Below are 14905 nucleotides of genomic sequence, written 5' to 3'. Positions count from 1 at the left end.
TTGCGAATCGTTTCGCCGGATTTCGGCATATCCGCAGGCTAAGGGCCTGTTCGCCCGTAGCGAACACCCCGTTTGCAGAGGTTTTGCACAGCAAAAAGCGACGCCCGGAGTGGAGGTAATCCGGGCGTCGCTCGTGTTCCAGGCGGCCAACAGGAACAGATTTTAGTTCGCCAAAGCAGCGGGCTCTTCGCCCAAACGCGCCTTCTTTACGTACTCGATCTCTTCATCCAGCTCATTGGCCGCACCCCGACGGCGAGACGCGTAAATTACCAGCGACAGTCCCGTCGACAAGAGCGCAAAGACCAGCAGACCACCGAGCCCGCCCCAGAAGGTAGCGTCGTACAGGCCATCCGTCACGCGCATAAAGGCATCACGCGTGTAGCTCATTGGGTGGAAGTTGTGCAGCAACCGCAGCGGAGCCGGCGTGGTATCCAGCGGCCAGATACCACCGAAAACGAACAACCCCAGCGCAAAGAGACCCAACGAGAACACCCCGCCGTACATACGGCCGAACAAGATGCGCAGGAACTGGAACACTGCCGAACCAGTAACGGCCGTGAGCGCCAGCACGCCGATAGCGGCTACCCAATTATCTGGCGACCAGCCCAGAGCGACGGAGAAACCAGCGAAAAAGCCGATCACCGCGAAGTTCACCAGCGAAATCAAGCCCAGCGCCCGCAACACAGGCCCCAGCACGGTGTAGCTGTTTGCCCGCTTGCCGACGACGTGTGGCAGCAGCGTCGACAGCAACGCCATGGCTAGGTAGCCAAAGACGACGATGACCAAGATCGCGGCACCAGCAGTGATGTTCTTGACGGTTGGGTCGGACTCATCAGCCACGGTTTGCACTGGGTGCACGTTCGACGCGGTGAAGTTGATCGGCACCGCAATATTGGCAGCCGAAGCTTCTGGCTTGCTGATCTTCGGTGCCTTCGCAGCACCTTCCGCCAGCTTGGTCGACAGTTCATTCGTACCATCTTGCAAACGAGTCATGCCGTCCAGCAACTGGCCGCCACCATCGTTTAGTTTGGTGGTGCCGTCTTTCAGGCGACCGACTCCTTCGGTCAGCGAACCCGTGCCCTCGTTCAGGCGGGTTGCCCCGTTATCCAATTGACTAGCACCATCGGCCAAACGGCCCACACCCCCGTTGAGCTGCGTGATGCCATCGTCCAAACGGTGCGCACCATCGTGCAGGCGCAACACACCAGCCCGGTAGCGCGCATTCGGGTCCGCCAGGTTGTAGTGCAGCTGGCCAGTGCCCTCCCGCAGGCGGTTGAGCTGGTTAACCATGTTCTGTTGATTAGCAGGATCCAAGCGGCTGACAATCCCCGCCAGTTTCTCTGCCTCCGCGTGAGCACCGAAGGTATGCAGCACATCAATAATTGGCTGCATATCCGGCAGTGCACCTTGCACCTGTTCCAGTAGCGGCAACAACATGCCGGTCAGCTGGTTCACGCCGGCATCAATCTGCCCGGCACCGTCGGCAAGCTGGTCAGTGCCAGCCAGCAACTGATCCATGCCGTTGGCCAACTGGGAAGAGCCATCCTGCAGGCGGGCAGCACCATTACTCAGTTCGCCCACGCCGGTGGTCAGGCGCGTGGTGCCAGCTTTCAAATCCGTGGTTCCCTGGTGCAGGCGTCCGGCACCATCCTGCAGGTCAGAAGCGCCCTTATCCAAGCGCGAGATACCGTCAACCGCCCGTTCACCACCGTCTTTCAGCTGGGTAGCACCGGCATCCAAACGCCCGGCGCCGTCGGCAGCCTTGGTTATTCCCTCGCTCATGCGCCCCAGGCCATCAATGACCTGCGTGGCGTATTTCTTGGAGATCGCATCGGCGACCTTGTTTTGCACCTGCGGGATCAAACTATTGGTAATCACCGCACCGTTGGTGCCATAAAAGTCGTTTTCCGCGAAATGGATATTAGGCTGGCGCGGGTTATCGCTAATGATAGTCACGGCATCATCCGAGAATTCTTTCGGAATCGTGACCACAAAAAGGTAATCGCCGCGGGTCAGGCCTTTTTCGCCTTGCTCTCTATCAACTTCCGCAAAGTTCAGATAATCCGTTTCCAGCAGGCCTTCTACGACCTGGTCGCCGTAGTTAATGTATTTGCCGTCGCGGTCGACACCTGCGTCTTCATTCACAACCGCCAGCGAAACATTCCGCAGGTATTTCGATGGGTCCCACATCGCCCACATGAAAGTCGCTGCACCAACCAGCGGCAGGACGAGCGTGAGCACCACCAGGATGCGCGTGATGGTTGATTTCGGACGCCAGTCGAGCATCCTGTGCCACAGGTTTTTCTCCCCTGCAGCGTGATCAGCAGTACTCACAAGAAGACACCTCCACTATCTGTCTGTGAGAGTTAATAGGTACTGCCAGTGCTGTGCCTCCGCCTGTGGCATCCACCTGCAGTGCTACACACCAGCTTCACACTTGCTTGGAAAACAAAACATAATTGCTTACAAGAGCGAAGTTTTACGATCCACAATTAGTTTATTTTCCCTAGCAAATGCGTTAGAATCTTATAGCACACCACGTAAATTTTCTTATTTTGTGATGTGCAACACCATAGTATCGGAGATTTTAGGGAGTCGCGATATAACGAGTATCCAAATACTCGTTGATGCCTTCAGCACCGCCCTCGCGACCAAAACCAGATTCCTTGATGCCACCAAACGGCGCGGCAACATCAGAAACACCCCCGCGGTTGATGGCCACCATGCCCGCATTCAACTCATGCGCCAAACGCTCCGCCGTATGCACATTCTCGCTATAGCCATACGCAGCCAAGCCCACAGAAGTGTCATTAGCTGCGGCGATGGCGTCGTCCAGGTTGGAATAAGTAGTAATCGCCACCACCGGGCCAAAGATCTCCTCACGCAAAATATCCGCGTCAGCAGGAATATCTGACAACACGGTTGCCGGGTAGAAGTAGCCCGCACCTTCCGGCACTTCCCCACCAGTGTGCACGGTAGCACCAGCCTTGCGGGCATCGTCAACCAGCTTAGCGATGCCATCGCGCTGCGCCGCAGTAATCATTGGGCCCAGGCCGACGCCCTCATCCAAGCCATGACCAGTGCTTACTTGCGCCAGCTTCTGCGTGATACGACGAGTGAATTCCGCAGCCACATCCTCGTGCACAATAAAACGGTTGGCCGACACGCACGCCTGCCCACCGTTGCGCATCTTCGCTGCATACGCACATTCCAGCACGCTGTCCAAGTCCGCATCCTTGTGAATAACAAACGGCGCGTTACCGCCCAGCTCCATCGAAGTGCGCTGCAGGTTCTTCGCCGATTGCTCCACCAAAATCTTGCCGACGCCAGTGGAACCAGTGAAGGTCACCTTGCGCAAACGAGCATCCGCCATCAACTCACGCGACATCGCAGAAGACTTCGTCGTCGGCACAATAGAGACCACACCGCTCGGAACGTTGTGCTTAGCGAAAACCTCGGCGATGACCTCACCGAGCAACAGCATGGTCAACGGGGTTTCCTTGGCCGGTTTCACGATCATGGTGCAGCCCGCCGCCAGCGCCGGAGCAATTTTGCGAGTGGCCATAGCGAATGGGAAATTCCACGGCGTCACCGCCAAGCACGGGCCCACCGGCGTATGGGTAACGCGGATAGTGCCAGCACCAGACGGGGACTTGCCATAGTGGCCGTCGATACGCACGGCTTCTTCCGCAAACCAACGCAAATACTCCGAACCATAACCGACCTCACCTTTCGCTTCGGCGAAAGTCTTGCCCATTTCCAAGGTCATCACCGTGGCGAAATCCTCGGCACGGTCCTGCACAGCGGCATAAATATCCATCAGCACATCCGCGCGCTGACGAGCAGTGAACTCCTTCGCCCACGTGTCCTGGACGGCGTCGGCAAGATCCAAAGCCTTCATCCACTGAGTGGAATCAGCATCAGAGACCTGCGCTAACACCTGACCCGTGGCCGGATCTTCCACCTCAGAATAAGCGCCGCCGACCCCGGCAACTTGCTCGCTGCCCAACCAAATTTTGGTAGGCAAGTTATTGATCAATTCAGTATATGGTGCGTAATCGAAGCTCATACTCACACTCTACGCGGGGTTGTGCAGTTTAGCTCACATTACGCAACAACTGTGCGTGGGCTGCGGATAAAAAATGTCACCGGAACCATCGCCGTGACCATAACCGCAGCAACCACAAATGCTGCCCGCACACCCTCGGCCGTAGCAGCCGCTTCCGCCAGCCCGGCACCCAAACCAGACTCGGTACCCCGAGTCAACACCACCATCAACAACGCAGTACCGGCGGCAGCAGCCAATTGCTGCAGTGTCGTCAAGATCGCCGAACCGTGGCTGTAAAGCTCCCCTGTCAATGAACTCAACGCGGTGGTCATCATCGGCGTCATCAACAGGCCAAAACCAAAAGCGAAAATCACATGGAAAATGACCAGCTGCCAGCTCTGGGAATCAGTGCCGATGGTGCTAAACAACCACGTACCGGCAGCCATCAAGAAGGCGCCGGGAATCATGATCGGCTTTGGCCCTACAGAATCATAAATACGCCCAATGATCGGCGACATCACTGCCTGCAACACTCCACCGGGCAGCACGATCAAACCGGCAGTACGCGCGCCATCGCCCAAACCGTTTTGCACAAAAATCGGCAGCATGGTGACGGTGCCGATCAGCACCGCAAAAGAAAACAACGCGATAAACACCGACAAAGTGAAATTACGGATCCGAAACGGCCGCAGATCCAACAAAGCCCGACCCTTCGCGCCCAAACGCACCTGCCGTATGCCAAAAACCAGCAGCGCAATAACCGCGACCACCAACAGCCCGACGAGCAGACCAACGTTTTCGCCGGTATCCAGCGCAGTTTCTAAAGAAGACAGCGAATAGACAATGCCCCCGAACGCCACCACCGACAACGCAACAGAAAGCAGATCAATCGGTTGCCCGGTGTTCTCCCCGACGTTCGTCAGCAGCTTCGCCCCCAGCAACAGCACGCCCACCAGCAGCGGCAACATGCACAGAAAAATAGCGTGCCAGGTAAAAGCCTCTAAGATCACGCCGCCGACGGTCGGGCCAGTCGCCGGTGCCACCGCAATCACCACACCAATAAAGCCCATAACGGTGCCCCGACGCTCAAGCGGCACCAGCTGCAGCATCACCGTCATCAACAGCGGCACAATCAAAGCGGTACCGGCAGCTTGTACAATGCGGGCCAGCAACAGCACCGCAAATACTGGCGCCACCGCGCCCATGATCGTGCCAAGAATAAACAGCCCCACCGAGGCAAAGAAAATTTGCCGGGTGCTAAACCGCTGAATCAAAAAACCAGTGGTCGGAATGACCACGGCCATGGTCAGCATGAACACCGTGATCAACCACTGTGCGCTGGCGGCATTAATAGCAAAATCTTGCATAACCGCAGGCAACGCAACCGACAACGAGGTCTCATTCAAGATCATGACGGTTGCTGCAGCCACTAGCACCGCCAAGACGGCGACGACATCCGGCGGGATCTTTTCCGGTTGCGCATTAACTCGGTTTTCACTCATATCGTTGCGGACCTCGATCCCTCCGAACCAGTATTATTTTTCGCTTAGCTTTGTTCCGGTTTCACAATCGGGAACAGGACGGTTTCACGAATGCCCAAGCCAGTCAACGCCATCAACAAACGGTCGATACCCATGCCGGTACCAGCTGTCGGCGGCATGCCTTGTTCCATGGCCGCCAGGAATTCCTCATCCAGCACCATGGCTTCCTCATCACCACCGGCAGCCAAACGCGCTTGGTCTTCGAAACGCTCGCGCTGGATCACCGGGTCGATCAACTCCGAATAGCCAGTTGCCAGTTCGAACCCGCGCACATACAGGTCCCACTTTTCCGTGACCTTCGGCTTCGAACGGTGATCACGAGTCAACGGCGAGGTTTCCACCGGGAAGTCCTTGACAAAGATCGGCCCATCCAGCTGATCTTCACACAGCAACTCCCAGATTTCTTCCACCAGTTTGCCGTGCTGCCAACCGCCGTCCTTCGGAACCTTCAGGCCAATGACGTCGGCAATTGCCAGCAGCTCGTCGACGGTGGAATCCACCGTGACTTCCGGCTGGCCCGGGAACTTGCGGGCCAAGGCCTCGTTCAAAGACGGGTACATTTCGATTTCTGGCCACTCGCCGGACAGGTCGTACTCGGTGCCGTCGGCAAGCGTCACTACCTGCGAACCGAAAACTTCCTGGGCAATGTGCTGGACAGCCTCGCGAATCATCGTCGCACCAGTGTTGTAGTCGCCCCAAGCTTGGTAGGTTTCCAACATCGCGAATTCCGGTGAGTGCGAGCGGTCAATGCCCTCATTGCGGAAGTTACGGTTGATCTCAAAAACGCGATCGATGCCACCAACGACGGCGCGCTTCAAGAACAACTCCGGCGCGATACGCAGGTACAAGTCCAAATCCAACGCATTAGAGTGCGTCACGAACGGACGCGCGGCAGCACCACCGTGGATGGTCTGCAGCATTGGGGTTTCGATCTCGACGAAATCTTCGCCTTCCAAGTAATTGCGCAGCGCACGGATCACTTTGATGCGGGTCATCGCATTCTCGCGGGCTTCCTTGCGCACAATCAGGTCGTTATAGCGCTGACGCACACGAGTATCTTCCGCCATCTCTGCAAACGACACCGGCAGCGGACGAATCGACTTCGCAGCCATCTGCCAGGAATTTACAAACACGGACAGCTCGCCACGCCGGGAAGAAATGACCTTGCCCTGCACCGCGACGAAATCGCCCATGTCGACGTCAGCTTTCCACTGATCCAGTGCTTCCTTACCGACTTCTGCCAAAGACAACATCGCCTGCACCTGGGTGCCGTCGCCATCTTGCAGGGTGGCAAAGCACAACTTGCCGGTATCGCGCTTGAACAGCAGGCGACCAGCGATGGCAACTTCATCGCCGGAATCACCACCCGGCTGAATATAGGTCACGCCGTTCTCGCGGGTGACTAGCTGTTCTGGCGCAGCCGGTGCAGCGTCGGTATCGGTCTCCTCCGGTTTCACCACAACATAAGCCCTGCGCAATTCGGCAAGGCTCATCGTGCGCTTGACCGCAACCGGGTAAGCCTGGTCACCACGGTCGAGTAAGCGCTGGCGCTTTTCCCGCCGGATACGCAACTGTTCCGGCAGGCTATCAGGGGCATCGGGGGAATTTTTCTGCTGACTCACCCGGCCCAGGGTAGTCGAAAAACATCGCAAAGGATAAGCCAGCCAGCCCAATGACAGCGTTTCTGTGTTCTCATGCAAGAATAACTGTGACACGCCACACTTTCAGCCAAGCAGGAGACTACGGAGATTACAACGATGAACTCACTGTATTTAGTTGTCATCGGCCTCGCGATGATCATCGGTGGATACCTCATCTATGCAAAATTCCTTGGGAAGAAAATCTTCCAACTTTCCGATCGCTATAAAACCCCCGCACATGCCATGAACGACGGCGTGGACTACGTGCCAACCAACAAATTCGTGCTGTGGGGCCACCACTTCACCTCCGTCGCTGGCGCTGCCCCCATCGTCGGCCCGGCCGTGGCGATCATCTGGGGATGGCTACCGGCATTCTTGTGGGTCACCCTGGGCACCATCTTCATCGCAGGCATGCACGATATGGGTATTTTGTGGGCCTCGCAGCGCCACCGCGGCCAATCCATCGGCACACTGTCCGGCCGCTATATCGGCAAACGCGGGCGCAACCTGTTCCTCGTCGTCATCTTCCTGCTGTTGCTGATGGTCGTGGCCGCCTTCGCCGTAGTGATTTCCAACCTGCTCATCGCGAACCCATCTGCAGTGATCCCAACCTGGGGCGCCATCGTCGTCGCCCTGCTCATCGGCCAAGCCGTCTACCGCATGCAATGGAACCTGCCGGTGGTATCCATCCTCGGCGTCATCGCGCTCTACACGCTGGTACTGATCGGCGACCGTTTCCCTATCGCACTCCCAGAAACCGTCTGGGGCATCCCAGCCAACGGCGTGTGGATCATCCTGTTGTTCATCTACGCCGCCATCGCCTCACTGCTGCCAGTGTGGGTCTTGCTACAACCACGCGACTACATCAACGGCCTGCAACTGTTTATCGCCCTGGGTATTCTCTACGGCTCCATGCTGCTCTCCGCGCCGTCGATCGTCGCACCGCAACTGAACAGCAACGTGCCGGAAGGCACCCCATCGATGTGGCCACTGCTGTTTGTGACCATCGCCTGTGGTGCCATTTCCGGATTCCACGGCATGGTCTCCTCCGGCACCTCGTCCAAGCAGCTGGAAAAAGAAACCGATTCCCGCTTCGTGGGCTACTTCGGAGCCGTCGGCGAAGGTCTGTTGGCGTTGGGCACCATCATCGCAGTTTCTGCTGGTTTCCAAAGCCTGGCTGAATGGGAAGAAATCTACAGCGCGTTCAACGAAGGCGGCATCAACGCTTTCGTCGACGGCGGCACCAACATCGTCAACGCTGGCTTGGGCATTCCGGTAGGCATCTCCACGACGATCTTGGCGACGATGGCCGTGCTGTTCGCCGCAACCACCATGGACACCGGTGTGCGCCTGCAACGCTTGGTGGTGCAGGAAATCGCTGAGGTTGCGGGCATTCGCCTGAAAGCGTTCTCCGCGACGATCATTGCCGTGGGCATCGCGCTAGTCCTGACCTTCTCCGCAGGTGCCGACGGTTCCGGAGGAATGACACTGTGGCCGCTGTTCGGCACCACCAACCAGATCATGGCGGCGTTGTCGCTGTCGATCATCGCCATCATCCTGGCGCACCTTCGCCGCCCGTCCTGGCTGGTGGTTGTGCCGGCTATCTTCGTCATGGTCGCTTCCCTGTGGGCTGCTATCTCGCAACTGGGCACATTCATTTCCGATGGCAACTGGCTACTCGTGCTAATCGACGTCGTCATCCTGGTATGCGCAAGCTGGGTGGTCATCGAAGCCACCGCCGCCTACCGGCGCGCGCAAAACACCCCGAAGGTGGTCTGGACCGACGAAGACACCGATGCTCCACTACCGCAAGTGCAAGCCATCAAACGCGGGAAATAACACGGGCCGGAAGCACGCGTCATGTCTATCGTCGACAAGCTAAAAGCCTTCGGGCAGGGCTTAAACGAATATTATTCCGCGCCGTACCGGGCCACGTTTGCGCGCGCACGGCAGGAAGAAGATGACCTGTTCCAGCTGCTGGTGATGTCCGAAGCCCTGGGCATTCCCAACCCGGCCAGCTTTTATACGCTGGAATTATTGCCCATCATTTACGAAGATTTCCATGCCTGGCACCGCCGGATGGGGATGCTGCGCTCGCCTTTGGAGGAGATCCAGTGTTGTTAGACCAGATCAAAGCGCTTGCCGACGGCAGCCGGGCGAGCAGTGGCTCTGCGAGCGGCACCCCGGCAGGCGGCAGTTCGGCAGGTAGCAGCCCGGCGGACGCTAACCCAGATGCACCCCGCATCGTGTTTTTCGGCGGCAAAGGTGGCGTCGGCAAGTCCACAATTGCTTCTGCAGTAGCCCTCGGGTTGGCAGAAGATGGCTATTCCGTGCAATTGGTCTCCACCGACCCAGCGCACAACCTGGGGCATATGTGGCAACAAGCCGTCGGCGCGCGCAGTGTAACTGCACAAGCAAGCGCAAACCTGCACCTGCTGGAACTGGATCCAGCAGCCACCACCAAAGCGCACATCGCGCAAGTGGAAGACACCATGCGGCGGATGATGCCAGAGCGCCTACACGGCGAAGTGGCCAAACACTTGGACCTGGCTCGTAATTCGCCGGGCACGCACGAAGCCGCGATGGTAGAGGCGATCGCGCAGGTAGTGGAAGATTCCGACCATAATTTCCTGATTTTCGATACCGCGCCGTCTGGGCACACTGCACGGCTATTAGCGGTGCCGGAATTGATGAACGCCTGGACCCAGGGCCTGATGAACCGGCGGGAGAAATCAGAACGGTTTTCAGAGCTGATCCGTGGGATGGACCCGAAACACACTGCCACCGACGCAGTGGACCGCCGCAACCAGGAGCTGCGCTCCATCTTGCACAAACGCCAACAAAGGTTTGCCCGTCTGCGGGATGCTCTGCAGCAACAATCAGTGTTTTATTTGGTGCTCACAGCAGAAAAGGTGCCGGTTCTGGAAACCGCGGAACTGTATGCAGAGCTGGCGAAAACTGGGATTCGCGTTGGTGGCGCGGTGGTAAACCGGCGCTCACCGGCGGATCAAGGCGAATTTTTGGCAAACCGACGTCGCCTGGAAGATGCCGCACTAGACGATCTGCACCGCCGGTTGCCGCAGGTGCGCGTGACGGAAGTGCCACTGCTAGATTCAGAGGTCGGTACCCCGGCTGCCTTGGCAGAAATTGCTGCGCACCTGGGACACGGCTAGTGGGCTAATTATCCCCATCCAAGTTACGGAAGCCAATCCCGACAGGCACACCGACGTTGTCGATCAGCCGCACCCCACCAAAAGTTGCTGCCACCAACAAGCGCGCATCGCCTTCCTGTGGCGCCGGGCCAAAATCGCGGGCACGCAGTTCCAGATAATCCGGCTGCACCCCGGCGGCATCCAACACATCCTGCGCGGTTTCGAGCACGGCTTGTGCTCCCCGTTCCGCCACATGCGCCCCGGCAGTCAGCGCTGCCGATAGCGCCACAGCTTTTTCTCGGTGCTCCACAGGAATTTCGGTATTACGCAAGCTCACCGCCAAGCCGTCCGGCATGCGCACCGTCGGCACCCCCTGCACTTTTACTGCCAGGTGCAGGTCAGTTATTGCCTGCTGCAGACGCAACAAAAATTCATAATCTTTTTCCCCCGCAATGATGCTGTCTGGGCCTACGGCATGCAGCAAACTCAAATGCACAGTCAAGGCCTCTGCCAATGCAGAGCTGTCTTCGAGCCCTTCCGGCGGGGTGATCTGCGTGCGCAGCCCCTGCGGCCAAAGACTATCTTTTTCCCCAGGCTCGCGAGTGTACGAGACGACGGCGTCGACGCCAGCTTCGCGCAAAACATCCATGAGCTCCGGGTTCAGCTGCCGGGATGGCGCTCCTTGGTTTATTGCGTGCGCCTGCGCGCCAGGGGCAGTGTCACCAGCACCAGGGGTAGTGCCAACAGCCTTGGTAGTGTCACCAGTGCCAACATGAGGCAGCTCAACTGCCACCACCACAACACCCAGTTGCTGCGCGGTACGCAACAACACCCGGTGGCCCGCGTGAATGTCTTGGCCCAACACCACCAGGTGGAGAGATTTCCCAGTTTTCTGCATGACACGCGAAAACCTCGCGATATCCGCGAGGTGAAAGTGCGTAGCTTGCCCGAAAGCAAAACTCATAAATGATCTACCTGTCGTTTGTTCCTTGCCGAGATTAATTTTTCACCCAGGCTATTTTTGACCCGGCCTATTTCTTAGAGCGCTTGAGCAATTCAGCCACAGAAATACCTCCGGTGTTTTCGTCCCGGCGGCGACGGCGCGTGCGCGATTCGTCATCGTTGCGCTGCTCGTTAGCCGCCACCTGGGGCTGCTGTGGTGCGGCGTGTGAACCAGCGCCCTGTTTGTTGGAATCGTCGCGCACAGTGGTAGTTCGCGCGGTATTAGTCCGTGCAGCGGTAGTACGCGCGCTAGTAGCCGCGGACTGCTCCGGCTCGGATTTCACTGCCGACGTTCTCTGACCGGTGCTCTGGCTTGGGTTCTCCTTGCGTTCTTCCCCAACAGAATCCCAGCGCACCGCGTGGAAGCGAGAGGTATCGAAGACCGGATCTGAGGTATGCGCAGCGTCGTGCTGCTTGGCTGCACTGCGTTTCGGCTCCGCCGCTGCACTCGCAGCTTTCCCTGCACTTGCTTGCGGCTTCGCAGCTGGCTTGCGCTTTTCTGTCTGCTGATCCGCCGGTTTAGATGCTTGCTTCGCAGTCTGCTGGCGGGCCTGCTGCTGGCGTTTTTCCTGCTCCCGCTCACTAATCAGAGCAGACAAAGGGTTCGGCTGCGGCTGGCTCGGCTGGCTCCCCAGTTTTCCGGCGATAGCTTCCTGGCTTGGGATACCAGAACCAGATGCGAAGCCAACCCCACCGTTGTTTTGGCCACCAGGCTGCTGGTAGGAAAACGCAGAACTCGCAAACTCAGAACCAGCAAATTCAGAGCCAGCCCGGTCGGTTTGCTGTTCCAACTCCCGGATCCGGCGCGCCTCTGCCTGCAGTGCAGCGGGCTCATAACCGAACTCGCGCTCCTGCAGCTCTTCCAGGTGCGTGCGAATCACCGTCAGCTCAGCGCGGATAGACGCCCACATTTCCTCAAAACGCTCAGCGTCAACCCCGGTGCTGCCGTCGGCACGCGTTTGCTGCGCCGGAAGACCAGAAACTGCGTCTTCTGCCGATTCCTGCTGTTGGCGCATGAAACGCTCATGATCTGCCACGCGCTGCTCAGCAGATTGCGCCTGCCGACGGTAACGCGTAACCAGGAAAAACCCAATGACTGCAGACCACAACGACGCCAACAGCGCCAGACGCAGCGCCACCTCGGAGTTCGACAGCAGCATAACGACGGTCGCGATGACCGCCAGCACAATCAGCACGATCACGCCCACTTGGCCACGATCAACCTGACTAGGACCACTATGAGCGGTGTTCGACGAGTTCTCCTGCTCCATGGGGTTCACTTTAGCTAAAAACTCGCCTTCGGTGGCATCGGGGTTTGGCAGGCACGCTCCAGATATGCCCCGGCTGCAGCTAGCGCCAGCCCGCCCAAGGCCGCGGCAACCACCACCGGCAAATCCTCACGAGCGGCGAGCAATTCCCCAGATTTTGGAATCACATAGCTAGCGATTCCGGCATAGCCCCCACCCAGAATCGCGCCGGTCCAGGCCGAAGCCTGCCCGAAAACCAAGTAACGCGCGGCAGTGAGCGGATCAAGTTGGCTGCGGTCCAAACCAATGCCGTGGTCGTCCCGGGATTTCGACACCCGACGGCCCAGCATCACGCACACCAAAACCATCACCCACAACGACACCGCAACTAACAGTGGCACCGCGGGCAGACGACCATACAGTTGCCAGGCGACAATCGCGGTACAGGCAGCCGCGAATCCCCCGCTCGCTACTAACCATGGAATCGAGGTGGTTTTCATAGCCCGATCACCGGAATGCCTCGCCACGGGTAATGCCGGCTTTGTCTTCGTCGGCAAGCTGTTCCACCAGTTCCGCTACCCGACGACCTCCCAGCACAGCGTCCGGATCAATCTCCAGCCAGGGTTGCAGCACAAAGGCACGCTGATGAGCGTACGGGTGTGGCAGGCGCAATTCCTCGGTATCGCTGGTGATGTGCGTTGTTTCTGTGGCCATCGGCGCGGCACCTTCCCACGCGGCAATAATATCGACGTCCAGGGTGCGCGGCCCCCACTTTTGCACCCGCACTCGACCGCCTGCGTTTTCCAATTTCTGGCCGCGGTGCAATAACTCCAGCGGCGTTTGGTCGACCTGGACCAACAAAATGGCATTCAGGAAATCCGGCTGGTCTGTTACTCCCCAAGCCGGGGTGCGGTAAATCGACGAAGCCGCGCGTAACTGCCCCTGCTCAGCAAAGTCACGGTAGACAGAATCCAACAGCTCGCGAGAATCCGCCATGTTGGAACCGATAGATAATACTGCGGTAATGCTCATCGGCGCTTCCTTGCTACTACGGCAACATCCCGGAACGGCAGCGGGATCGGGGCATCCGGCTTGTGCACGGTGACCTCGATGGCTGCGAGCTGTTCATAATCAGCTAATGCCTGGTTCGCGATGCGATAAGCAACGGTTTCGATCAAGTCTTCCGGCTCACCGGTAACAATATCCTGTGCCAGCTGTGCTAACTCTGCGTAATTGACGGTATCGTCCAGCTGCGTGGCCTGGGAAAAATCCAGCCAGCACGTCAAGTCCACAAAAAAAGTTTGCCCGTGCCGACGCTCTTCTTCCAGCACGCCGTGGTAGCCGTAGCATTCCACGCCTTTCAGTTCGATCCGGTCCATCCCAGTGCTACCTTCCCGTTTTGCTGCTCGCTGGTCGTTTACTTTTCTGGCGGTTTTACTTTTGGCAGTTCTGCTTATCTAGGGTTTGCTGGCCACCAGTCTGCCAGGCGTAGGCCACGTCGACGGAATCCCGCGATACCGCGACCTCGTGCACACGCACGGCCCATGCCCCGGCTTGCGCCGAAAGTGCGGTCACAGCGGCTGTGGCTGGATCCGCGAGCTGCGGACCAGATTCCAGCCCGCGCGCCCCACGAATAGCAGCCAGGAAGCGCTTACGCGAAGCCCCCACCAGAATGGGGAACCGCCCGTCGGTAAAACTGCGCAGCGAGTGCAGCAACGCCCAGTTGTCTTCGGCGGATTTCGCGAACCCCAACCCCGGGTCCAACGCAATATTGCGCTCCGCTACCCCGGCTGCCAGGGCATTGTCGACGAGCCGGTCCAGGCTCGAGTGCACGTCCGCGACGACGTCACCGTCGTGCTCGCCGCTGGCATCACCAAATTGCAGTGTTTGCCAATGCATCAGGCACACCGGCAACCCAGATTCCGCCATCACGCGGTACATGTGCGGGTCCGCCATGCCACCGGAAACATCGTTGATCATGGATACGCCTGCCTCCACAGCCGCTTCTGCGGTGACAGCGCGCATGGTATCGATCGAGGTCACAATACCCGCGGCAGCCAGCTCCCGAATCACCGGGGTAATGCGTTGTCTTTCTTGCTCCGGATCCACCCGCGTGGCCCCTGGGCGCGTGGATTCTCCCCCCACATCAATAATGTCAGCGCCCTGGTGAATCAGCCGATGAGCATGTTCGACGGCGCGGTCGACAGTGTTGTACTGCCCGCCATCAGAAAAGGAATCATCAGTGACATTCACAATGCCCATGATTTGGCAGCGA

General features: G+C 58.4%; 13 protein-coding genes. 3 read left to right on the top strand and 10 right to left on the bottom strand.

The window, feature by feature from the left end:
• Positions 1-162: 162 nt before the first annotated feature.
• The 4 genes from L9H78_RS01605 to lysS form a co-directional block, all read right to left on the bottom strand.
• Positions 163-2334 (bottom strand): YhgE/Pip domain-containing protein, encoded by a 2172-nt coding sequence (locus L9H78_RS01605; RefSeq protein ID WP_249620285.1) that lies wholly within the window; start codon positions 2332-2334, stop codon positions 163-165.
• A gap of 253 nt (positions 2335-2587) precedes the next feature.
• Positions 2588-4069 carry an NAD-dependent succinate-semialdehyde dehydrogenase gene (locus tag L9H78_RS01600; protein ID WP_249620284.1) on the bottom strand — a complete coding sequence of 494 codons (1482 nt, stop codon included), beginning with the start codon at positions 4067-4069 and terminating at the stop codon, positions 2588-2590.
• A 38-nt stretch (positions 4070-4107) separates the two neighbouring features.
• Entirely contained in the window at positions 4108-5550 is a 1443-nt protein-coding gene (locus tag L9H78_RS01595) for an MDR family MFS transporter (protein ID WP_249620283.1), read from the bottom strand.
• A 44-nt stretch (positions 5551-5594) separates the two neighbouring features.
• Positions 5595-7211: a lysine--tRNA ligase gene (gene lysS, locus L9H78_RS01590; RefSeq protein WP_249620282.1), complete on the bottom strand. Its 1617-nt coding sequence runs from the start codon at positions 7209-7211 to the stop codon at positions 5595-5597.
• A 135-nt stretch (positions 7212-7346) separates the two neighbouring features.
• On the opposite strand from lysS, the gene L9H78_RS01585 reads away from it, so the two are divergent.
• From L9H78_RS01585 to L9H78_RS01575, 3 genes are read left to right on the top strand one after another with little or no spacing between them, the layout of a single operon-like run.
• Positions 7347-9068: a carbon starvation CstA family protein gene (locus L9H78_RS01585; protein ID WP_249620281.1), complete on the top strand. Its 1722-nt coding sequence runs from the start codon at positions 7347-7349 to the stop codon at positions 9066-9068.
• A 21-nt stretch (positions 9069-9089) separates the two neighbouring features.
• Positions 9090-9353, top strand: a complete 264-nt coding sequence (locus tag L9H78_RS01580) for a cory-CC-star protein (protein ID WP_027018201.1) — start codon at positions 9090-9092, stop codon at positions 9351-9353.
• On the top strand, positions 9344-10402 hold the full coding sequence (locus L9H78_RS01575; protein ID WP_430622741.1) for an ArsA family ATPase: 1059 nt from the start codon (positions 9344-9346) through the stop codon (positions 10400-10402). The genes L9H78_RS01580 and L9H78_RS01575 overlap by 10 nt, the downstream gene beginning before the upstream one ends.
• 4 nt (positions 10403-10406) lie before the next feature.
• Here L9H78_RS01575 and L9H78_RS01570 read toward each other — a convergent pair whose 3' ends face one another.
• The 6 genes from L9H78_RS01570 to folP all read right to left on the bottom strand — a co-directional run bounded on the left by L9H78_RS01570 (position 10407) and on the right by folP (position 14892).
• The gene (locus L9H78_RS01570) at positions 10407-11345 is read right to left on the bottom strand and encodes a pantoate--beta-alanine ligase (protein ID WP_249620280.1); all 939 of its coding nucleotides are present in this window, start codon (positions 11343-11345) and stop codon (positions 10407-10409) included.
• Between the two features lie 67 nt (positions 11346-11412).
• Complete coding sequence (locus L9H78_RS01565) at positions 11413-12654, bottom strand: DUF6779 domain-containing protein (protein WP_249620279.1); 1242 nt, start codon at positions 12652-12654, stop codon at positions 11413-11415.
• A 14-nt stretch (positions 12655-12668) separates the two neighbouring features.
• Positions 12669-13130, bottom strand: a complete 462-nt coding sequence (locus tag L9H78_RS01560; RefSeq protein WP_249620278.1) for a DUF3180 domain-containing protein — start codon at positions 13128-13130, stop codon at positions 12669-12671.
• 7 nt (positions 13131-13137) lie between these two features.
• The gene (gene folK / locus L9H78_RS01555) at positions 13138-13656 is read right to left on the bottom strand and encodes a 2-amino-4-hydroxy-6-hydroxymethyldihydropteridine diphosphokinase (RefSeq protein ID WP_249620707.1); all 519 of its coding nucleotides are present in this window, start codon (positions 13654-13656) and stop codon (positions 13138-13140) included.
• 2 nt (positions 13657-13658) lie between these two features.
• On the bottom strand, positions 13659-14009 hold the full coding sequence (folB, locus tag L9H78_RS01550; RefSeq protein ID WP_249620277.1) for a dihydroneopterin aldolase: 351 nt from the start codon (positions 14007-14009) through the stop codon (positions 13659-13661).
• Positions 14010-14064: 55 nt separating this feature from the next.
• Positions 14065-14892 (bottom strand): dihydropteroate synthase, encoded by an 828-nt coding sequence (gene folP, locus L9H78_RS01545; protein WP_249620706.1) that lies wholly within the window; start codon positions 14890-14892, stop codon positions 14065-14067.
• Between the last annotated feature and the right edge of the window lie 13 nt (positions 14893-14905).

The organism is Corynebacterium pseudodiphtheriticum, from assembly GCF_023509295.1.
GTDB classification, from domain to species: Bacteria; Actinomycetota; Actinomycetes; order Mycobacteriales; family Mycobacteriaceae; genus Corynebacterium; species Corynebacterium pseudodiphtheriticum.
Note: the sequence above shows the minus strand (reverse complement) of the source record. Positions and strands in the feature narration are given on the sequence as shown.

Excerpts from the sequence above, each read along its gene's own strand:
- L9H78_RS01600 (WP_249620284.1), bottom strand. The coding sequence starts at position 4,069 with ATGAGCTTCGATTACGCACCATATACTGAATTGATCAATAACTTGCCT.
- L9H78_RS01595 (WP_249620283.1), bottom strand. The coding sequence starts at position 5,550 with ATGAGTGAAAACCGAGTTAATGCGCAACCGGAAAAGATCCCGCCGGAT.
- L9H78_RS01585 (WP_249620281.1), top strand. The coding sequence starts at position 7,347 with ATGAACTCACTGTATTTAGTTGTCATCGGCCTCGCGATGATCATCGGT.
- L9H78_RS01580 (WP_027018201.1), top strand. The coding sequence starts at position 9,090 with ATGTCTATCGTCGACAAGCTAAAAGCCTTCGGGCAGGGCTTAAACGAA.
- L9H78_RS01570 (WP_249620280.1), bottom strand. The coding sequence starts at position 11,345 with ATGAGTTTTGCTTTCGGGCAAGCTACGCACTTTCACCTCGCGGATATC.
- L9H78_RS01565 (WP_249620279.1), bottom strand. The coding sequence starts at position 12,654 with ATGGAGCAGGAGAACTCGTCGAACACCGCTCATAGTGGTCCTAGTCAG.
- L9H78_RS01560 (WP_249620278.1), bottom strand. The coding sequence starts at position 13,130 with ATGAAAACCACCTCGATTCCATGGTTAGTAGCGAGCGGGGGATTCGCG.
- folB (WP_249620277.1), bottom strand. The coding sequence starts at position 14,009 with ATGGACCGGATCGAACTGAAAGGCGTGGAATGCTACGGCTACCACGGC.
- folP (WP_249620706.1), bottom strand. The coding sequence starts at position 14,892 with ATGGGCATTGTGAATGTCACTGATGATTCCTTTTCTGATGGCGGGCAG.